General features: G+C 56.9%; 20 protein-coding genes. 14 read left to right on the forward strand and 6 right to left on the reverse strand.

Features of this window, described 5'->3' with window-relative positions; genetic code table 11:
- Window positions 1-76 precede the first annotated feature (76 nt).
- The gene (gene rpoD, locus ACSQ3H_RS09965) at window positions 77-2,104 is read left to right on the forward strand and encodes an RNA polymerase sigma factor RpoD (protein ID WP_436116910.1); all 2,028 of its coding nucleotides are present in this window, start codon (window positions 77-79) and stop codon (window positions 2,102-2,104) included.
- Window positions 2,105-2,170: 66 nt separating this feature from the next.
- On the opposite strand, the gene ACSQ3H_RS09970 is transcribed toward rpoD, so the two are convergent.
- On the reverse strand, window positions 2,171-2,695 hold the full coding sequence (locus ACSQ3H_RS09970) for a TIGR00645 family protein (protein ID WP_436116911.1): 525 nt from the start codon (window positions 2,693-2,695) through the stop codon (window positions 2,171-2,173).
- A 125-nt stretch (window positions 2,696-2,820) separates the two neighbouring features.
- Window positions 2,821-4,914: an OmpA family protein gene (locus ACSQ3H_RS09975; protein WP_436116912.1), complete on the reverse strand. Its 2,094-nt coding sequence runs from the start codon at window positions 4,912-4,914 to the stop codon at window positions 2,821-2,823.
- Window positions 4,915-5,131: 217 nt separating this feature from the next.
- On the opposite strand from ACSQ3H_RS09975, the gene ACSQ3H_RS09980 reads away from it, so the two are divergent.
- Both ACSQ3H_RS09980 and ACSQ3H_RS09985 read left to right on the forward strand, forming a co-directional pair.
- Window positions 5,132-5,587 (forward strand): YcgN family cysteine cluster protein, encoded by a 456-nt coding sequence (locus tag ACSQ3H_RS09980; protein WP_436119403.1) that lies wholly within the window; start codon window positions 5,132-5,134, stop codon window positions 5,585-5,587.
- A 144-nt stretch (window positions 5,588-5,731) separates the two neighbouring features.
- Window positions 5,732-6,085, forward strand: coding sequence for an antifreeze protein (locus ACSQ3H_RS09985; RefSeq protein ID WP_436116913.1), 354 nt, complete (start codon window positions 5,732-5,734; stop codon window positions 6,083-6,085).
- A gap of 66 nt (window positions 6,086-6,151) precedes the next feature.
- On the opposite strand, the gene ACSQ3H_RS09990 is transcribed toward ACSQ3H_RS09985, so the two are convergent.
- Entirely contained in the window at window positions 6,152-6,883 is a 732-nt protein-coding gene (locus ACSQ3H_RS09990) for an SIMPL domain-containing protein (RefSeq protein ID WP_436116914.1), read from the reverse strand.
- 146 nt (window positions 6,884-7,029) lie between these two features.
- On the opposite strand from ACSQ3H_RS09990, the gene ACSQ3H_RS09995 reads away from it, so the two are divergent.
- Window positions 7,030-7,323, forward strand: coding sequence for a hypothetical protein (locus ACSQ3H_RS09995; protein ID WP_436116915.1), 294 nt, complete (start codon window positions 7,030-7,032; stop codon window positions 7,321-7,323).
- Here ACSQ3H_RS09995 and ACSQ3H_RS10000 read toward each other — a convergent pair.
- Window positions 7,320-8,000: an HAD family hydrolase gene (locus ACSQ3H_RS10000; protein WP_436116916.1), complete on the reverse strand. Its 681-nt coding sequence runs from the start codon at window positions 7,998-8,000 to the stop codon at window positions 7,320-7,322. The genes ACSQ3H_RS09995 and ACSQ3H_RS10000 overlap by 4 nt on opposite strands.
- Window positions 8,001-8,160: 160 nt before the next feature.
- Here ACSQ3H_RS10000 and ACSQ3H_RS10005 point away from each other — a divergent pair, with 160 nt between their 5' ends.
- The 4 genes from ACSQ3H_RS10005 to ACSQ3H_RS10020 are packed head-to-tail and all read left to right on the forward strand — an operon-like array spanning window position 8,161 to window position 12,878.
- Window positions 8,161-9,480 (forward strand): NAD(P)H-dependent oxidoreductase, encoded by a 1,320-nt coding sequence (locus tag ACSQ3H_RS10005; protein ID WP_436116917.1) that lies wholly within the window; start codon window positions 8,161-8,163, stop codon window positions 9,478-9,480.
- A 42-nt stretch (window positions 9,481-9,522) separates the two neighbouring features.
- Window positions 9,523-10,554: a pyruvate dehydrogenase (acetyl-transferring) E1 component subunit alpha gene (gene pdhA / locus ACSQ3H_RS10010; RefSeq protein ID WP_436116918.1), complete on the forward strand. Its 1,032-nt coding sequence runs from the start codon at window positions 9,523-9,525 to the stop codon at window positions 10,552-10,554.
- Between the two features lie 8 nt (window positions 10,555-10,562).
- Window positions 10,563-11,561: an alpha-ketoacid dehydrogenase subunit beta gene (locus ACSQ3H_RS10015; RefSeq protein ID WP_436116919.1), complete on the forward strand. Its 999-nt coding sequence runs from the start codon at window positions 10,563-10,565 to the stop codon at window positions 11,559-11,561.
- 3 nt (window positions 11,562-11,564) lie between these two features.
- Window positions 11,565-12,878: an acetoin dehydrogenase dihydrolipoyllysine-residue acetyltransferase subunit gene (locus tag ACSQ3H_RS10020; RefSeq protein WP_436116920.1), complete on the forward strand. Its 1,314-nt coding sequence runs from the start codon at window positions 11,565-11,567 to the stop codon at window positions 12,876-12,878.
- Here ACSQ3H_RS10020 and ACSQ3H_RS10025 read toward each other — a convergent pair.
- Complete coding sequence (locus ACSQ3H_RS10025; RefSeq protein ID WP_436116921.1) at window positions 12,859-13,497, reverse strand: hypothetical protein; 639 nt, start codon at window positions 13,495-13,497, stop codon at window positions 12,859-12,861. The two genes, ACSQ3H_RS10020 and ACSQ3H_RS10025, sit on opposite strands and share 20 nt — an antisense overlap.
- A 171-nt stretch (window positions 13,498-13,668) precedes the next feature.
- Between ACSQ3H_RS10025 and ACSQ3H_RS10030 the strand changes: the two genes are divergently transcribed.
- The 5 genes from ACSQ3H_RS10030 to ptsP are packed head-to-tail and all read left to right on the forward strand — an operon-like array spanning window position 13,669 to window position 18,370.
- Window positions 13,669-14,103: a transcriptional regulator GutM gene (locus tag ACSQ3H_RS10030; RefSeq protein ID WP_436116922.1), complete on the forward strand. Its 435-nt coding sequence runs from the start codon at window positions 13,669-13,671 to the stop codon at window positions 14,101-14,103.
- Window positions 14,104-14,144: 41 nt separating this feature from the next.
- Complete coding sequence (gene srlA, locus ACSQ3H_RS10035) at window positions 14,145-14,903, forward strand: PTS glucitol/sorbitol transporter subunit IIC (protein WP_340655502.1); 759 nt, start codon at window positions 14,145-14,147, stop codon at window positions 14,901-14,903.
- Window positions 14,904-14,925: 22 nt separating this feature from the next.
- Entirely contained in the window at window positions 14,926-15,942 is a 1,017-nt protein-coding gene (gene srlE, locus ACSQ3H_RS10040; protein ID WP_436116923.1) for a PTS glucitol/sorbitol transporter subunit IIB, read from the forward strand.
- 30 nt (window positions 15,943-15,972) lie between these two features.
- The gene (locus tag ACSQ3H_RS10045) at window positions 15,973-16,350 is read left to right on the forward strand and encodes a PTS glucitol/sorbitol transporter subunit IIA (RefSeq protein ID WP_436116924.1); all 378 of its coding nucleotides are present in this window, start codon (window positions 15,973-15,975) and stop codon (window positions 16,348-16,350) included.
- 37 nt (window positions 16,351-16,387) lie between these two features.
- Window positions 16,388-18,370, forward strand: a complete 1,983-nt coding sequence (ptsP, locus tag ACSQ3H_RS10050) for a phosphoenolpyruvate--protein phosphotransferase (protein ID WP_436116925.1) — start codon at window positions 16,388-16,390, stop codon at window positions 18,368-18,370.
- Here ptsP and ACSQ3H_RS10055 read toward each other — a convergent pair.
- The gene (locus ACSQ3H_RS10055; RefSeq protein ID WP_436116926.1) at window positions 18,350-19,360 is read right to left on the reverse strand and encodes a hypothetical protein; all 1,011 of its coding nucleotides are present in this window, start codon (window positions 19,358-19,360) and stop codon (window positions 18,350-18,352) included. The genes ptsP and ACSQ3H_RS10055 overlap by 21 nt on opposite strands.
- Between ACSQ3H_RS10055 and ACSQ3H_RS10060 the strand changes: the two genes are divergently transcribed.
- The gene (locus ACSQ3H_RS10060; protein WP_436116927.1) at window positions 19,353-20,288 is read left to right on the forward strand and encodes a sugar-binding transcriptional regulator; all 936 of its coding nucleotides are present in this window, start codon (window positions 19,353-19,355) and stop codon (window positions 20,286-20,288) included. The two genes, ACSQ3H_RS10055 and ACSQ3H_RS10060, sit on opposite strands and share 8 nt — an antisense overlap.
- The last annotated feature ends 55 nt before the right edge of the window (window positions 20,289-20,343 follow it).

The raw sequence follows: 20,343 nt of genomic DNA on the forward strand, positions 1-20,343 counted from the left end.
CGCCGCGCTCGTTGTTTTCATGCATGAACAAAGCGCCCATCAGGAACAAAGCGAACACCGCTTGGAGATATAGAATATGGCAACGAAGGCAAAGGAAAACGAGGAAGTAGAAGTCGAGCGCGAAGGCGCGCCGGACGGTCCGCTTCTCGACCTTTCCGATGACGCTGTCAAGAAGATGATCAAGCTCGCGAAAAAACGCGGCTATGTGACGATGGACGAGCTCAATGCAGTTCTGCCATCCGAAGAGGTCACTTCCGAACAGATCGAAGACACCATGGCCATGCTCAGTGACATGGGCATCAACGTTGTCGAAGATGACGAGCAGGACGCTGACGCTGAAGAAACGGACAACAGCGCTGACGAGGAAAGCGACGCCCGTGAACTCGCGGAGTCGACAGGCACCGCTGTAGCGCCGACAACCAGCAAGAAAGAACCGACTGATCGCACCGACGATCCCGTCCGCATGTATCTGCGTGAGATGGGCACGGTCGAACTGTTGTCGCGCGAAGGCGAAATCGCCATTGCCAAGCGCATCGAGGCTGGCCGCGAGACCATGATCTCCGGCCTATGCGAAAGCCCGCTGACCTTCCAGGCGATCATCATCTGGCGCGAGGATCTGAACGAATCGAAGATCCTGCTGCGTGAGATCATCGATCTTGAGACCACCTATGCGGGTCCCGAAGCCAAGCAGGCCCCGGTGATCGAACGCGTCGAGGAAGAAAAGCCCGCCGCGGCCAATGATCGTTTGCGCAGCCGCCGTGACGATGACGACATCACCAATGTCGGCGGTGATACGCCGGTCGAGGAAGATGACGACGAGGATGATGAGGCCAATCTGTCGCTTGCCGCGATGGAAGCCGAATTGCGTCCGCAGGTCATGGAAACTCTCGACGTCATTGCCGATACCTACAAGAAGCTGCGCAAGTTGCAGGACCAGCAGGTGGAAAACCGCCTCGCTGCCTCGGGCTCGCTGTCGCCGAGCCAGGAGCGCCGCTACAAGGAGCTCAAGGATCAGTTGATCAAGGCGGTGAAGTCGCTTTCGCTGAACCAGAACCGTATCGAAGCGCTGGTCGCCCAGCTCTATGACATCAACAAGCGTCTTGTTCAGAACGAAGGCCGTCTGCTGCGTCTGGCAGAATCTTACGGTGTGCGCCGCGAGGACTTCCTCAAGGAATATCAGGGCAACGAGCTTGATCCGAACTGGCTGAAAGCCGTTTCGAACCTCACGACCCGTGGCTGGAAAGAGTTCACCAAGAACGAGAAAGACACGATCAAGAATCTGCGTACGGAAATCCAGAACATGGCGCAGGAAACCGCCATTTCGATTTCGGAATTCCGCCGCATCGTCAACCAGGTGCAGAAGGGCGAACGCGAAGCTGCGCTGGCCAAGAAGGAAATGGTTGAGGCAAACCTGCGTCTCGTTATTTCCATCGCCAAGAAATACACCAACCGCGGTCTGCAGTTCCTCGATCTGATCCAGGAGGGTAATATCGGCCTCATGAAGGCGGTCGACAAGTTCGAATACCGCCGCGGTTACAAGTTCTCGACCTATGCGACCTGGTGGATTCGTCAGGCGATCACCCGTTCGATCGCCGATCAGGCGCGTACCATCCGTATTCCGGTGCACATGATCGAAACGATCAACAAGATCGTTCGGACGTCGCGCCAGATGCTGCATGAAATCGGCCGTGAACCGACACCGGAAGAACTCGCTGAAAAGCTGGCCATGCCGCTTGAAAAAGTGCGCAAGGTCCTGAAGATTGCCAAGGAACCGATCTCGCTCGAAACGCCGGTTGGCGACGAGGAAGATTCGCATCTTGGCGATTTCATCGAAGACAAGAATGCTCTGTTGCCGATCGACGCTGCCATTCAGGCCAATTTGCGCGATACGACAACGCGGGTTCTGGCTTCGCTAACGCCGCGTGAGGAACGCGTGCTGCGCATGCGTTTTGGCATCGGCATGAACACCGATCACACGCTGGAAGAAGTTGGCCAGCAGTTCTCGGTGACACGCGAACGTATCCGTCAGATCGAAGCCAAGGCACTGCGCAAGCTCAAGCATCCGAGCCGGTCGCGCAAACTGCGTTCGTTCCTCGACAGCTGATCTTTCGGATGGCCCATCAAACAAAAAGCCCGGCCAAGTGCCGGGCTTTTTGTTGATCCATTTCGATCATAGCGATGGTTCATCGGCCTTCTTGCCGATCTTTTCCTTGACCATAAGCTTGTCGATATAGGCGAGGAACAGCGCCGAGAAAACGAAGGCAAGGTGAATCACCGTGAACCATGTCAGCTGTTCGGTACTGAACTGTGTCAAGTTCAGGAACACCTGCAACAGGTGGATCGAAGATATAGCGACGATTGTCGATGCGACCTTGATCTTGAGCGATCCCGCGTCGATCGTGCCGAGCCAATGCACTTCTTCAGCTTCGTCGAAGCGGCTGACGAAGTTTTCATAACCCGAGATAATCACCATAACGACGAGGCCGGCGACCAGCGCCGCATCGATCAGACCAAGCATTTTAAGAATCGTATCCGTCTCGTCGAGAACGGTGACCTTGGCGACGAAGTCGATGAGCTTTCCCGCGAAGGAAAAGGCGTAGATCGCGAGGGCGACAGCTAGGCCGAGATAGAAGACTACGAGAAGCCAGCGCGAGGCGAGAATGATGTTTTCGATAAAGATTTCAATGCGTTTCATGAAGTGGGGTCCGGTTGTGAAAAATCGGGCTTAAGCCATCAGATAGCAATGACCGAGCTGAACTCAAGCAATAATCATAAAAAACCCGGACCGAGGCCCGGGTTTTCCTGCTAGTTGTGCTGGCGTCAGTTGCTGGCCAGCGGGGCAACCAGTGGCGTGATGCGGCGAATGGCAACACGGCGGTTCTGCTGTTCCGGGCCATCCGATTTGATCTTCAGATAGCGCTCACCGTAGCCCTGGGTTGCCATGTTTTCCGGCGGAATGTCGAACACGTTGGTCAGCGCCTGCGCCACCGATTCGGCGCGTTTGTCCGACAGAACGAGATTGGCCTGATCCGAGCCCACGGCATCTGTGTGACCCTCGATCAGGAAGGTTTCTGCAGGGTTCTTCTTCAGGATTTGCGCCATGGCCTTTGCAACGCTTTCAATGTGGCTGATCTGGTCCTCGCCGATATCCGCAGAACCGAACGGGAAGGTGATCGTATCGAGGTCGACGCGGCGAACCTTGTCGCGGATGCGGGCCGAGCGCTTGACTTCGTCGATCGAATAGATGCGTTCGACGCGTTCCACAGGCGGCTGCTCAAAGAAGGCGTAGACATCTTCCTCAGGCGCTTCTTCGGCATCCATAATATAATCGCGGACCGGAATGTTAAGCTCGAGTGGCGGCAAATCATCACCCGGGTCACGCCATGCCATACGCTCTTCCCGGTCATAGTCGGGCGTGTATGTCAGCACAACCTCGCGTCCATCCGGCATGACGCGCGAGCGCTGAATCACATCGCCGTAGCGGTTGCGGATCGTGACGATCTGCACGCCATTGTCGCGAACGATGGTTTCACGGGTGCGACTGCGCGGCAGATCTTCGTAATAAACTTCCTTGGAGTTGCGTGACATGCGCGGACGATCGGAGCTTTCGACGTAGATGTTATTGTCCACATTGACAACGGTTCGATCGCCGAACTTCTTTATGACCTGCACGTCGCTTGGACGTTCATCAGGCCGAGGCTCTTTAGTGCGTGTGCCTTTTTCAGTAAGCACCGGTTCGATCTTGACGGGCGTAAGCTCCTGTTGAACATCGGCATCGGTCTTTGGCGGCGCTGCGGGCGCAACGGCCGGCTGCTGAGCAACGGGCTTTTGATCAGCAGGTGTTTCCGCGGTCTGACCGCTTTTATCACCCTTGCCTTTGCCGCGATCCTTGCCTTCACCAGCAGGGGCTGGCTTGGCGCTGTCGAGAACCGGCGCGGCGTTTTCCGGCAGAGGCGATGCTTCCTGTTGCACGGGTTTACCGGTTGCGGGGTCGACGGGCTTTGCCTGCTTGGTGGGGACAGCCGGCTTTTCGCCGGTCGACTGCTCAGAAGTTGTTCTTGGCGTTTCCTGGGCGGGCTTTTCAGCGGTAGCTGGCGCTTCGGGTGCAGGAGCGATCGGCGTTTCCTTGGCAGCCTTTTCAGTTGCCTTCTTTGCGTCCTCTGCGGCTTTGTCCGTTTGTTTGTCCGCCGCCTTCTGGGCGTTGTCAGTCTTCTTGCGCGCTTCCTCTTCTGCAGCCTTTTGCGCTTCAGCAGCCTTGTTGGCTTCCTGTTCAGTCGCCTTCTTGGCCTTTTCCGCTTCCTTTGCGGTTTCCTTCTCGGTGGCTTTTGCGGCATCGGACTCCGCGGCTGCCTTCTTACGCGCTTCTTCTTCTATGGCCTTCTGCTGTTTCGCTGCGTTGTTGGCTTCCGCTTCGGTGGCACGCTTGGCTTTTTCTGCCTCCTGCGCCGCTTCCTTTTCCGCAGCCTTTGCAGCTTTGGCTTCTTCTGCAGCCTTCTGTTTTGCTTCTTCTTCTATCGCTTTTTGTTGCTTGGCGGCTTTGTCGGCTTCGGCATTTGCAGCGCGCTTGGCTTCCTCGGCCTTCTGTTCAGTTTCCTTTTCGGCAGCCTTGGCGGCCTGATCGGCCTGATGTTTCGCCTGCTCCTCAGCCTTGCGCTGCTCCTTCGCCGCGGCATCTGCTTCGTCGTCGGCGCGTTTCTTTGCTTCTTCCGCCTGTTGACCGTGCTTGTGTTTTTTCAACTCCTCGACAGCAGGATCAGCCTGCGGCGCGGCTTCTTCCGCCTGCGCCAGCATTTGCGAAGGCACATTCGTGTTCGAGGAGATAAAGGGCCGGTTGAGAGGGGCCTGTTCGGCCATTGCCGATGGTGAAGAAAAGAGAATCGCCGTCGATGCAAAAAAGAGTGCTGTCCGTTTCATGTTCATCCCTGTCTCGCGTTCCTTATTGTTTGAAACACGTCAAATGTTTGTGATCGCAACCTGTTCCCGCTTTGTGGCAACCGATTGTCTGTTGCGATCCCGGTTAGCAATAAACGAAGGATTGCAGGGGCAGGCTGTATCTCAAGTGAAGACGCTGTTCATCCAGCGTTCATGTTTAAAATATGGACGCCGCGGCGCGCGCGATGTATTTGAGCGCATGCCGAAAGAACCGTTCTGGAAAACCAAGACTCTGGACGAGCTGAACCGCTCCGAATGGGAGAGTCTTTGCGATGGTTGCGGCCGCTGCTGCCTGCACAAGCTGGAAGACGAAGACACCGAAGAAATCTATTTCACAACAGTGGCTTGCACCTTGCTGGACGCGGAAACATGCCAGTGTTCAGACTATACGCATCGCAAGAAGAAGGTGCCGGATTGCGTTTTCCTGACGCCTGAAATTGTCCGGACGGTCGATTGGTTGCCTGAGACGTGCGGTTACCGTCTGATCGATGAGGGCAAGGATCTTTATTGGTGGCACCCTCTCATATCGGGCAGCGCAGAAACCGTGCACGAGGCCGGTATTTCGGTTCGGGGCAGGGTGACCGCTTTTGACCATGAACTCGCGAGTGACGAAGATTATTTTGACCATATGATGCAGGCTGAATTGCCATCCTGAGCGGTTTCGAACTGAACCGCGGGTGAACAATGCATTGAGGATTTGTTCAGATCGTCTGTGGGACAAAGGGCGCCTGTCCGGTTTTCAGAATGTCTGAAACGCTCTCCCCCAATTCCCGGACAATTCAAACAGGAGAGTGCTTATATGGCTAGTCTTTCACTCAAGTTGCTGGCAGTTGGTGCTGCGATCAGCATCGGTGCAATCCTGGGCGCGAACACCTCGTTCGCGGCGCCGATCGCCGCTTCTTCGGGGGTAGTAGAGCTTGGCACTGCATCTGCGCCGCTCGTTCAGGTCGACTATCGCTACGGTCATTATCGCCCGCCATACCGGCCAGCAGCTTGCACACCGGGCCAAGCCGCCAGCAAAGCCAGCCGCATGGGTATCCGTAACCCACGAATTGTCGCTAACCGCAACGTCGTTCGTGTTTCCGGATGGAAGCGTGGTCTACGCACTGCCGTTGTATTTGCCCGTGCTCCGGGCTGCCCGATCATTCGCTAAGGCATCTGACAGCAAACAAAAAGGGTGCCGCTCGGCACCCTTTTTCATGTCTACAGATCGATGTGATCAATTCTTCAATTCGAACGTGACGTTCACATTCACGTTGTAGGTGTTTTCGCCGGCGGCAACCGGAACTGAGTCCGCAGGTGCGGCCGCCATCATCTTCGCACGGCCCATTGGCATGGGACTCGGATTGAATGATTGCTCGCTGATTTCGATGACCTTGCCGAGGCCGACGCCTGCTGCTTCGGTCAAGGTCTTTGCTTTCGCAATAGCACTGGCTACGGCCTTCTTGCGTGCTTCCTCCAGAATGGCATCGGGCTTGTCGTTGGTGAAAGTCAGATTGCCGCCCTGGTTGACGCCAAGCGTCACGGACTGGTCGAGGATCTCGCCGACTTTCTTCAGATCACGCACGCGAACTGTCAGCGAATTCGAGACAGCGTAGCCGACGATCTTCGGAGCTTGGGGCGGTTGAGTATTGTTGTTGTTATCTGGATAGACATAACGCGGATCGATGCTGAAGCCCGATGTCTGCAGGTCGCGTTCGGCGATGCCCGCCTTTTTCATTGCATCAAGAACCTTGGCCATGGCTTCATTGTTGGCCGTCAGTGCTTCTCGCGCGGTCGGCTTTTCCTGCAGCACGACCATTGAAATAATGGCCATGTCCGGCGCGGCAGCCGCTTCGCCCTCGCCAGTAACAACAATGCGCGGACGCGGTGCTTCGTCGGCAAGAGCCGCGAAAGGCACTGCCATCATTGCGGTTGTCGCAAATGCCAGGCTCAGAAATTTCGATGTCATGGATATCTCCCCGAATAAGATGAAGCTGCTGCGTCGCAGGTGATTATGGGTGGATTAGGGCGAAAGGCAAAACTTTTGGCGGCGCCCCGCTTTGTGCATCCAAATGCCTTCATGCGCGTTTCCTTCATGAAAGAAGGAACAGAATCATGATCAGCGAAAGAACAAAGAACAGCCGTGAAAAGACCAAGCGGCGCGAAGGTCCGGCAGGGATATCGATGAAGAAACGGGATTGGACTGATGTCAGTGCGGAGGAAATGCCTGTCGACGACGAGTTGGCAATTCGCGGCGAGCGGCATGCAGCGTCGGAGGATGCAGGTGACCTGTCAGAAGACGACGACGATAACACCTATCAGAACAGCGATGACGCCTTGCCTGATGATAAAGAGGAGGACGAAATCGCTCGCGATCCAGAGCGGGAAGGGCATCGATTCGGCGATTAGACTGGTTGATCGTTTGCGGTGTGCATCCAATAGCCGATTTCCTTCCAGTCGGCGAACACTGCGACGGCACCTTTATCGAGCAGCGTTTGCGCATGTGAGCCATAGGTATGACCGCCGCCTGTGTAGCCGATAGCGATCATGCCGGCGGCGACAGCGCCCTCCACGCCGAACGGCGAGTCCTCGATAACGACGCAGCCCTTTGGATCGGCCTTCATCTCGCGTGCAGCGTGGAGGAACAGGTCAGGTGCGGGCTTGCCATGTCTGACCATGGAGGAACTGTAGATCGCATCACCGAAATAACCCGCGAGATTTGTGGTCTCGAGGCTGAAATGGATGCGTTCCAGCGAAGAAGATGACGCAACGCAACGTGATGTGTTCAGTTTTTCAAGGAGTTCTTGGATTCCGGATGTCGGCTGAAGTGACTCACTGAACACACGCCTGGTTTCTTGCCATATCCCGCCTTCAGCTTTGTCAGGAAGCTGGTGGCCCGTCAGCTCTTCGATTCGCTTGATGATGTCAGATTGCTTCATTCCGACGCATTGGGCGATCGTTCCTTCCGGAAGCGACATTCCCTGATTGGCGTAGACATTGTGATAGGCGAGCGCTGCCAGTGGCTCACTATCCACAAGTACGCCATCGCAATCGAAAATCACCAGATCAAATCGGTTCTGCGGCATTTCCATCCTCTTTCTCAGACGCTTGAAGGGCTTTTACGCGGCCTTGTTACTATCCTTATAATGCACATAGGTCTTGACTAAAATACAAATGTTCAATATTCGATGATTGTAATTGAACGGCTTCGGACTCCCAATCAGAGGCTGGCACAGGGAGGCATTGATGGCTACGAATGTTGCATTGACGGGATTGGCGCGGGACATGCAGGCGCGGGCGGAGACGGGTCGTCCGATCCGCATCGGCCTGATCGGTTCGGGCGAGATGGGCACCGACATTGTCACCCGCGTGGCGCATATGCCCGGCATCGAGATCGGGGCGATTTCCGAACTGAACCTGCCGAATGCCTTGAAGGCGGTCGATATCGCCTATCAGGAGCAGGGTCATTCGCGCGAGGTGTCGAACGCCTCGGCGCTGACGGCGGCGATGGAGGCGGGCAAGATCGCCGTTACCCATGATGCCAATTTGATCCTCGAGAACGAGCTGATCGATGTGGTCATCGATGCGACCGGGGTGCCGGCCGTCGGTGCCGAGATCGGCTTGAGGGCCATGGAACACGGCAAGCACCTCGTCATGATGAATGTCGAGGCGGACGTGACCATCGGCGCCTATCTGAAGAGCGAGGCCGACCGGCTCGGCGTCACCTATTCGCTGGGGGCGGGCGATGAACCCTCGTCCTGCATGGAACTGATCGAGTTCGTCTCGGCCATGGGCCATCCGATCGTTGCCGCCGGCAAGGGCAAGAACAACCCGCTCAACATCGATGCCATTCCCGATGATTACGAGGAAGAGGCCAAACGCCGCCACATGAATGTGCGCATGCTGGTCGAGTTCGTCGACGGCTCGAAGACCATGGTGGAGATGGCGGCGATCGCCAATGCCACCGGCCTCGTCCCCGACAAGCCCGGCATGCATGGCCCGGCGGCAACGCTCGACCAATTGTCCAAGGTGCTTGTGCCGGAAAAGGACGGCGGCGTGCTCTCAAGGGTCGGTGTCGTCGACTATTCGATCGGCAAGGGCGTGGCACCGGGGGTCTTCGTCGTCGCCGACATGTCGCATCCGCGCATTTCGGAGCGCATGGAAGATCTGAAGATGGGCAAGGGTCCGTATTTCACCTTCCATCGCCCCTATCATCTGACCTCGCTGGAGGTGCCGCTGACCTGTGCCCGCGTCGTGCTCTACGGCAAGGCCGACATGGTGCCGCTTTCCAAGCCGGTGGCGGAAGTCTGTGCCGTGGCCAAGAAGGATTTGCAGCCTGGCGACAGGCTCGATGCCATCGGCGAATATTGCTACCACGCCTGGATCATGACGGCGGCGGAAGCGCGCTCCGCCGGTGCCATCCCCTGCGGCCTGTTGCAGGGCGGCAGCGTCACAGGGCCGATCAAAAAGGGTGAGCTCATCACCAGCGCCAATGCCGCCCCCGTTCCCGGTTCCAAGATCGTCGAACTCCGCGCCCGCCAGGACAAGCTGGTTTATGGGGCGTGAGCCTCGGAAGCATCTTTAGACAACCAGACAAGGAGTGCCGATATGGCATCCGTCAGAAGTTCAAGTGCCAAGCGACAAGACGATGGCAGCAATCTTCCGTTCGCGTTCCGGCATTACCCTCCAGAACAGCTGAAGGAAGCCCTGCGCAAGATGTATCTGATCCGCCGCTTCGAAGAGGGCGCTGAGGAATCCTACACGCGCGGCCTTATCCACGGCACGATGCACCTTTCCATCGGCCAGGAAGCGAGCGCGGTTGGCATTTCCATGCCGCTCGCCGAAGATGACATGATCACCTCGACGCATCGCGGTCACGGTCACTGCATCGCCAAGGGTGCGGAAGTCTCGAAAATGTTCGCCGAGTTTTTCGGCAAGGAAACCGGTTACTGCAAGGGCCGCGGCGGCTCTATGCATATTGCCGACGTCTCCAAGGGCAATCTCGGCGCCAATGGCATTGTCGGTGGTGGCATTCCAATCGCTGTCGGTGCGGCTCTTTCAGCCAAGAAGCAGAAGAATGGCAAGGTCGTCATCTCCTATTTCGGCGATGGCGCCAACAATGAGGGTGCCTTTCACGAAGCACTCAACATGGCCTCTGTCTGGAAGCTGCCAGTGGTTTTCGTCTGCGAGAACAATGGCTATGGCATGTCTACTTCAACCAAGCGATCAACGGCCGTGGCGAATGTCGCCGATCGGGCTGGCGCCTATAATATGCCGGGCGTTATCGTTGACGGTAACAATCTCTCCGACGTCGCCCAGGCCTCGCACGATGCGGTGGAACGGGCGCGCCGGGGCGAGGGACCGACACTCATCGAGTGCAAGACCTATCGCCATCGTGGACATTCCAAGAGCGACCGCAATCGCTATCGCACCAAGGAAGAAATCGAGGACTGGATCACCAATCGCGATCCCATTCATCTGTTCGAAGATCAGCTCAAGGAGTTTGGTTTCGTCAGCGACGCTGACATTGAGGCTATTCGTGCGGACGCAGAGAAGGAAATCGCCGAGGCAATTGAATTCGCGAAGAACAGCCCATCGCCCACCCTCGATAATCTGACACGCGACGTTTATACGGACTGAAAAAATACATGAACGAGATAATCCGCGAACTGAGCTATTCGCAAGCGATCCAGGAAGCCATGGCCATTGCCATGGAGGCGGATGACCGCGTGTTCCTGATGGGTGAAGACATTGGCGTCTATGGCGGCGCCTTTCAGGTCACCGGTGATCTGGTGCATCGTTTTGGCGAAGACCGGGTGATGGATACGCCGATTTCCGAGCTTGGCGGTGCAGGCGTGGCAGTCGGCGCGGCTTTGACCGGCATGCGCCCGATCTTCGAATTCCAGTTTTCGGATTTTGCAGCACTGGCGATGGAGCAGATCGTCAACCAGGCGGCCAAAATCCGTTACATGCTTGGCGGCGCCGTCTCGGTGCCGCTGGTGATGCGCTTTCCTGCGGGCTCCGGTACAGGCGCCGCTGCACAGCATAGCCAAAGCCTGGAAGCCTGGTTTGGTCATGTTCCCGGCCTGAAAGTGATCCAGCCTTCGACCCCTTACGATGCCAAAGGCATGTTGCTCGCCGCTATCGAAGACCCGGATCCGGTGATGATCTTCGAGCACAAGCTGCTCTACAAGATGAAGGGCCCAGTTCCTGAGGGCCACTACACGGTGCCGATCGGCAAGGCGGCGGTGGTACGGGAAGGCACAGACCTGACCATCGTTGCGTCTGCAATCATGGTGCACAAGGCACTGGAAGCGGCGCGCGAGCTTGAAAAAGAAGGCATCAATGTCGAGGTGGTCGACCTCCGCACAGTGCGCCCGATGGACAAGGACACGATCATCGCCAGCGTCAAGAAAACATCGAAGTTGATGTGCGTCTACGAAGGCGTCAAAACCCTCGGAATCGGTGCGGAAGTCAGCGCGATGATCGCCGAAAGCGAGGCTTTCGATTATCTCGATGCGCCGATCGTGCGCCTTGGCGGTGCAGAGACGCCGATCCCTTATAATCCGGAGCTCGAGAAAGCTACCGTGCCGCAAGTGCCGGGAATTCTGAAGAGCGCCCGCGATCTCGTTAAAGGGATCCGTTAAGCCATGCCCGTCGAAGTGATCCTGCCCAAGGTCGATATGGATATGGAGAGCGGCCAGATTTCGCGCTGGTACGCCAAGGACGGAGATACGGTCACGAAGGGCCAGGTGCTCTTCGAAATCGAAACAGACAAGGCCGCCATGGAAGTGGATGCGCCATCGTCTGGTATCCTGCGCGACGTGAAGGCACAGGAAGGCGCGACTGTGCCTGTCGGGCAGGCGGTGGCGTGGATTTATGCCGAGGGCGAGGCATATGGTGAAACCGCGCCGGCCAAGGCCGAAACGGAAACGGCAGCTGCCGCCGACCAAGCGAAGTCAGTGGCCCAACCGGTTGAGGTCAAATCGGCAGAGCAGGCTCCTGCCGCTGGAGAAACCAATGGTGTCCGCGCAACGCCCCTTGCACGACGCATCGCCAAGGAAGCCGGTATTGATTTGTCATCCGTTTCAGGGTCCGGACCAAAGGGACGTATCCAGAAGAAAGACGTCGAAGCCGGGGTTTCCAAGTCTAAGCCAGTTGTGCAGGTTCGCTCGCCGGCCGTTCAAGCCGACGCCCCGCTTTACGCGACGTGGTTGCGTGAAGGCAAGAATTCAGAACTTGCGCCGCTTGTTCTGATCCACGGCTTTGGCGCCGATCTCAATAGCTGGAGGCCAATGCTTGGCGGTGGAACACTGGACAATCCGATCCTTGCTATCGATCTGCCAGGCCATGGCGCTTCGACGCACACTATTCCGGATGATCTCCATGCGATCGCCAGCCAGGTAGAACAAACAGTTGCGGCTTATCATTCCGGGCCAATCATATTGGTCGCGCACTCCTTTGGCGGCGCGGTCGCAACGGAAGTGGCTGCCCGCAGTCATCTCGACATTCGCGCGCTGGTCTTGATCGCACCGGCCGGGCTCGGTCCGGAAATCAATGGTGCATTTCTTTCGGGTTTTATCCGCGCACGAACTGAGCCGAGCCTCGTCGCCTGGATGAAGCAGCTGGTTCAGGAAGAAAGTCTGCTGACCAAGCCATTTGTCAACGCCACGTTGGCGCAATCGCAGGACGTGGCACTGCGTGACGCACAACAACTGGTTGTCGACCGCTTCTTCGCCGATGGAACGCAGGTCATCGATATCAGGCAGAGCCTGGCCAATCTGACCATTCCTGTTCGTGTTATTTTCGGAGCGGCCGATCGCGTTATCCCGGCAGCGCATGCAGCCGGGCTGCCGGGCGAGATTGCTGTGCATTTCTTTGCCGGGACCGGGCATATGCCGCAGCTCGAACAGCGGGAAAAGATTATCCGAATCCTGCGCGAAGTCAGCCGGTCGGTAGCGTAGCGTTACCTGACTTCGAGGAAACCATCGCCCGCTGGATGGCGCTGCGGGCGGAAGCCAGGTTGGGCATGATCCAGTTGGGCTCGGCACCGAGGAACTTGTCGAGAAATGCGATGGCATAGTCCGGCATTTCACCAACGTTCTCGCGATACGACCACCATGTGCGCAGATCATCCGCGCATTTGTCGATCTGTGGTGCCGTGCCGAATTCCTGTTCGCAGATCGCGGCGATCGCCCCAACGCAGTAATTGGTATACAAGAAACCCTCAGGCCAGAATGCGATAATATTCTGCATTTCTGTTAGCTGCGAATCGCTCTGTTTCGGCTGGCTTCGCACCTTTGCCGGTGCTTCGGTGATCAGTTCCTTCAGCACAAGGCCCGCGGCAAAGATAATGAAATCCTTACGATCGACCTGCGCGTAGGATTTCTGCTGCTCGACCGTCTCGACCCAGTTGAGGAAAGCCCGCGTCAGCCTGGTTTCATCGATGGTAAAGCGATAGCCATAATGCTCCGCAATCAGCGCAGCATTCTTGCGAAAAGCCATGCGAAACCAACGCAGTTGGCGTAGCCGGTGCCTTAAATCCGGCATGTGGACCAATTCGTCTCTGAACAGAAAATCCATGCCTTCTCACCTTCAAATTCATTGTATCACGTCATACGCTGTGATGCAGCACAAGCCAAGTTTTAATGGCCTTGGAAATCATACATATTGACATTGCGAAAAACAAATGTTCTATATTTTTTCGTTCGATCATAGCATATGTTTGCGATCGGGCGTTGGGAGGTTGAAGACATGGCAATGTGGCAATGGGGATTGCTGGCCCTTGGATTTTTGTGGGCGCTGCAATCACTGGGCGTCTGGTACCAGATGCGCCACTACAGCGATGTGATGAAGGGCATCACTTCCAAATATAATGACGGATTTGTTGGCGCGGGCAATGTTCGCGGCCGTTTTGGCAAAGGCGTGATCGTTCTCATTCTCGTTACGCCGGACCTTGTGGTTCAACGTTTCCTCGTGATGAGCGGCCGATCGGTCTTTGCAAAATTCAAGCGGCGCACGGAATTCGAGGGCATCTCCCTCAGTGCATTGCGCACCGATCCGGTGATGACGGGTGTGGAAGAGCCGAATATCGCCAAGGCGGTGGAGCGGGCAATTGAACAGATAGACAAGGCCAGGGCAGAGCCGAAGCAGCCGGGTCTAGTCGGGATTAAGGCAGTCAACGCATAGGGACGACCGTTTTGGAAGACGGTCGATAAGGAGGAGGGAACATGTCAATTCTAACAATGTTGGCACAACATGCCGACATCGCCGCACACCATATTTCGGTGGCCGGATCGATGGTTTCGGATGCTGCGCTTCATGGCAAACAGGCCATAACTCATGCGGGCAATGATCTCGTGGTGCTCGCTCAGTCGACGGGCGATATTTCCGTCGAGGAATTCAAAAATAAGCTGAAGAACGTCCAGCAGGAAGAGCAACTCGGCTGGCTGACCAGCGCGGGTAAATATTTTATCGGTATCTTCCAGAAGGGTGGCGAGGTTTTCGCCGGTTTCGTTACGGGCATCATCCCAACGCTTGTCGTGCTGATGACCGCATTCTACGCTTTGACCGAGCTTGTCGGCGAAGAGCGTGTGCATGGTATCGCACGAGGTGCAGGGCGCATTGCGCTGACGCGCTACACGGTTCTCCCCGTGCTTTCGGTATTCTTCCTGACCAACCCGATGGCTTACACATTCGGTTCGTTCCTCGAAGAAAAGTACAAGCCAGCCTTCTATGATGCTGCAGTCTCCTACGTACATCCGCCGCTCGGCCTTTTTCCACACATCAATCCCGGCGAATATTTCGTTTGGGGTGGTATTCTCGTCGCGCTTCTCGAATTGGAGAAGAAGGGTGCTGTTCCCACCGGTTATCACATCAATGTCGCGATCTGGTATGCGCTTGTTGGTCTGGTCGTCATCCTGCTCAAGGGCATGCTGACTGAGCGCATCACTGCCATTATGGCGCGCCGTCAGGGCATCGAGCTTTAATTTAAGGGTGGGGAACAGTAAAATGTCAAAGACATACAAACCGGTCAAAATCTCCAGGGGCTCCAACGGTTGGGGCGGCCCGCTCGTCATCCAGTTGACGCCTCAGCGCAACAAGGTTGTATCCGTCACCGGTGGTGGCATCCATCCCGTTGCACGCCGCATTGCCGAACTCACTGGCGGGGAGGCAGTAGACGGCTTCAAGGCACCGCCGGTCGAAGGTGAAATGGGCGTCGTCGTCGTCGATTGCGGCGGTACGGCGCGTTGCGGTGTCTATCCGCGCAAGCGTATCCCGACTGTCAATCTGACGCCCGTCGGTCAGGCGGGTCCCCTTGCTCAGTTCATCACCGAGGACATCTATGTTTCCGGCGTCAAGGAGGGCAATATCGAGCTCGCCGACGGATCACAGCCCGCAGTTGTCGCCGGAACAAGGTCAGATCCGACACCGGCGGAATTAGCGGCCTCCATGGCGAGTCGCACGCAGGCATCTTCTGATGCAGGTGAGGGTGGGTTGATAGGCTTCATCAGCACAATTGGGCGTGCTATGGGCCGTGTGGTGGGCATTTTCTTCAATGCCGGTCGCCGTACCATCGACCAGGTCGTGCGTAACGTTCTGCCGTTCATGGCGTTCGTTACCATGCTCATCGGCTTTATCCTTTATACCGGGATCGGTGATGTGCTGGCCCAGCCCATGGGGCCGCTTGCCAACAACATTGTCGGTTTGCTGATCATCTCGGCCATCTGCGGCCTGCCGTTCCTGTCGCCGATCCTGGGACCTGGTGCGGTTATCGCGCAGGTCATTGGTGTCGCGATTATCGGTCCGCAGATTGCCAATGGCACGATCTCGCCGGCAATGGCCCTCCCTGCTCTGTTTGCCTATAATACACAGGTAGGTTGTGACTTCGTCCCGGTGGGCCTGGCCCTCGGTGAAGCCAAGCCCAAGACCATCGAGATCGGTGTTCCGGCGGTGTTGATCAGCCGCCAGATCATGGGACCGGTCTCGGTGCTGATCGCCTGGGTTGTCAGTCTGATCGTATTTTGAGTTCAACGAAAAGAAAAGAGGTTCGCCATTATGTCAGTCCTATTGAAAACACGGGTAACAGCCGTCGGGCCTGAGGTGGCGGATCTTGCTGAGGGAGGCGTCGTCATCCTGTTTGCGGATGGCGCGCCGCCTGAACTTGCGGAAGTTTCGATCCTGCATGCCGTGGAGGGCAAGCCTTCCGACGCAACGCCTCCGGTAGGATCGGCAATCCGCATCGGTGATGTGTCTGCCAGCATCACCGGTATCGGCGATTATGCCTGGCAGAAGGTCAAAGATATTGGGCATGTGGTCATTACGTTCAACGGTTCCGAACAGGTCGAACGGCCGGGCGAGATTTGCGCCTCTGAAATCGATACGGCCAAATTGGTGTCGGCGTTGAAGGTTGGAACGATGATTACCATCGGGTAATGATCCGAAACAGAATGAACTACCGAAAGAGACCTAAATGGAACGCTCGACTATAGTGCGGGTGCATGACGGATTGCATGCACGGCCAGCCACCCGATTTGTCAAACTCGCCAAGGGTTTCGAATCGGATATCGAGCTGATCAAGGCGGATAGGTCCGTCAGTGCCAAAAGCTCGGTCAAATTGATGCTGCTTGGTGTTAAGGAGAACGAGGAAGTCACCGTCCGTGCGACCGGCGCCGACGAGATTGAAGCCATCGAGGCGCTAATTGGTTATCTCGAAAATCCGCATGCTGGTACAGCTGAAGAGGGTGGCGCTGCAAAAGCGTCCTCCGCCGAATCTGCACCGGTCAAGCCTCAAACGCCTTCTACGCCGTCCATTACGTCGAATGCAGGCAAATTGCGCGGCGTTGCCGCGAGTGAAGGCTTTGCCATCGGACCGGCATTCGGATTTTTCCCCGCAGAAATCAAGCACGAACACCGCCTGCTCGCAGCAGAAGAAATCCCGGCCGAAACGGCACGGCTGACACGAGCTTTTGCCACCGTACAGTATCGCATGGACACCTCACTGGCTGCGACGGACCTCGCAGAAAGTGATCGCGGTATCATCGCCGCTTTAAAGGACATCGCTTCTGACGACGAATTGACCAGCGCGGCGGAAGCGCTGGTGAAGGAGGGGATCGATGCAGTGTCAGCCGTCATTGGCGCCACATCCAGGATTTCGGCCGATTTTGCGTCGATGGATGATCCTTACCTCAATGCCCGCGCTGACGATGTGAACGCGGTGGGGCGGCAGATCTGCCTTGCGCTGCTGGGGCAAGATGATGCCAAACTCGATGCCATTCCACCGGGTGCAATTCTGATCGCCGACGATATCGGCGCATGGGATCTGGCTCGCGCGCCCCTGAAGCATATTGCTGGTGTCATATGCGGCCATGGTGGCGCTACGTCGCATGTCGCGATCATTGCCCGCGCGCACGGTATTCCGGCTGTTCTCGGGCTCGGCCGTGCTGTGCACGAATTGCAGCAAGTCAAGGCTGTGGCGCTTGACGGTAATAGTGGCGATGTCTTCGCCGATCCTGATCAAAGGACGGCTGATCGCTTCCATGAGCAAATCGGCAAGGCAGAAACTGAAAAGCAGGCGCTGAAGGCATATAAGGACATAGTACCCAAACGCGCCGATGGCACGGTCATCGAGATTGCTGCCAATCTTGGCTCGCTGGAAGAAATTGAAGCGGCACAGGAAGCGGGGGCCATGGGCGTCGGCTTGTTTCGCACCGAGCTTCTGTTTATGCGCCATATTCATCTGCCATCGGAAGATTTGCAGGCCGAAACCTATGCAACGCTTGCCAAAGCCTTTGCACCCCATCCGGTGATTGTCCGCACGCTGGATATCGGCGGCGACAAACCGATCTCCGGCGTCGATTTTCCTGACGAGGAAAATCCCTTCCTCGGTTGGCGCGGTATTCGCATGTGCCTCGACCGGCCGGACGTGTTCAAACCGCAACTGCGCGCGCTGCTGCGTGCCGCCGTTCACGGCAACATCAAGGTCATGCTGCCGATGGTCTCCGACCTTGGCGAAGTCCGCGCAACACGAGTGCTGATCGACGAATGCGCGGCAGAACTAAAGGCAGAGGGCAAGGAATACTCGAACTTCGATCTCGGTGTCATGGTCGAGACGCCAGCAGCCGTGATGATAGCGCCAGCTCTCGCCAAGGAAGTGGCATTCTTCTCCATCGGCACCAATGATCTGACGCAATATATCATGGCGGCGGACCGGCTGAATCCGACCGTCGCAAAGTTGAACGACGTAACGCATCCGGCCGTGATGGCGGCGATCGAACTGACGGCAAAAGCCGGCGTCGAGGCCGGCATCATGGTGGGCATGTGCGGTGAGGCAGCCGGTCGCGCCGACCTCATTCCGGCATTCGTCAAGATGGGTCTGACCGAACTCAGCATGAGTCCGTCATCCATCCAGCGCGCCAAGAAATGCGTTCTCGATTTAGGGCAGGTGGGGAATTAAGAAGGCGAAAAGATCTGACAGGGCTTTGACCTTATCCGATGTTTCGAACGCTTGATCGAACTTATCCTGGCGGGCCTGCAGCGCCAGGAGCGCGCTCTCGATGAGTTTTTCCTCGCCCGGTTCATTATCAGCGTAGCTAGCAAGGCCGATCGCGAGCGCGATGGCGGAAAAGCACAGATACTGCGTATCCCGGTCCGGCAATTGCCCACTATAGCCCGGCAGCGGTAAATGCGCCGATTGGTATTGCGATTGCAACTCTGTCGCGAGGTTCGCAGACGCTTCCGCGATGTCGTTCAGATCGCCATCTTTCTTTGCGGCTAACAGCAAATTAGCGTGGCGGCGAATCATTGTGGCGTGCACGGATGCGAATGTTGATTCGTGGATGAGCGCATTGCGCGATCCCAAAACGTTCAACAGGCGTTTCGTCAGGTAATAGACATCGCGTCGGAACAACGCTTCGCCTTTGCTGGTGTCAGCAGGAAAATAGACATCGAGGCTGCGCGCTTCGATGGTCGTCGAATGGGCAGCCGGATCTTGCGAAACCAGAGAGATCGAGATTGTCTCGGCAGCGGTCAAAGCCTTGTCCATAACGCGGGCGGCCTTGCCAAACAGAATATCTGGCAAGTCCTGAGGGGCAGGCTTGCTATCCTGTCGGCTTGCCCTGATCAGGTGGCGCACATCGCGCAACCGGTCCTTCAGACTGACGACGATCTCGCTCGAAATGTCCCGGATCATAGTGGCAAACCTCTGCGCGCAAGTGGATAATCGTTGTACCTTTTTTTCTTGGCTTGCTAAACAACATTCTCGTGAGGTGTAGTGTGTAAGTCGCGCCGTCATCGATGCGGCATTTGCCGCCGCGGGAGAACGGAGCGAGCAAAGGGGGGGACGATTGAGCGACCGACGCAAGCGAACCAACAGCACGACGAACAACACCAAAAAGGCTGGGTTGGATGTGGGACAGCCAGATACCAAGATCAGCCGGATGCGCATGCGCGCCGCCTGGATGTATTATATCGAGCAGATGACGCAGAACGAGATCGCCGAGATTCTTGGTGTCGGGCGTGTGACGATCGTGCGCATGCTGGCCGAAGCTCGGGCACGCAACGAGGTCAAGATCGGTATCCAGGGCTATTTGTCGGATCTCATTGCACTGGAACGGCAGGTTGAACAGCAATTCAACCTGGACAAGGTGATAATAGCGCCGTTGTCCCACCCGGATAACGATCCGATCCCGGCAATCAGCGCGGCGACCGGCGACTATCTCTCCGGGGTCGTTGGCAATGGTATGCGGGTCGGTGTTGGCTGGGGACGGACGCTTCTCAGCACACTGTCCTATCTTGAGGCGCGGGCTCTCGAGGATTTCACGGTGATTTCGCTGCTCGGCGGCATCAGCCAGCCGCGCCGGTTCAACCCGGCGGAATTCGCCTGGCAGTTTGCCCAACTGTTCCAGGGGGACGGTTACCTCATTCCTGCGCCGGCCATGGTGGATAGCATCGAAACAAAAACAGCGTTGATCGAGCGCTGCGGTTTGAAAAGCGTATTTGAGATGGCCGAGGATCTCGATCTCGTTCTGCTTAGTGTCGGCGCTATCGAAACGGCATCGAGCACGCCGTACCGCATCGGTTTTCTCAACGAGGGTCACCAGTCTTCCCTGGCGGAACGCGGCGCCGTCGGCGACCTCCTGTTCCATTTCTATGATAAGCAGGGCCGCCTCGTCGATCATCCGATCCATGATCTGGTGATGTCGGTTGGCATCGACACCGTTCAGCGCGTGCCTGTCCGGGTGCTGACTTCGGGCGGCAAGGAAAAGATCAACGCCTTGTATGGAGCCATGAAGCTCATCCGCCCGACCGTATTCATCACTGACGAGGAAAGCGCCCGGCAGTTGTTGATCATGGCGGAGAAGGAAGGCGGCTAGGCTGGCACAGTCGCCTGCATATTGACTTGGATGCCGAGCAGTCCCTCAGGGACTG

This window comes from Phyllobacterium sp. LjRoot231 (genome assembly GCF_964253365.1).
In the GTDB taxonomy this organism is placed as follows: Bacteria; Pseudomonadota; Alphaproteobacteria; order Rhizobiales; family Rhizobiaceae; genus Phyllobacterium.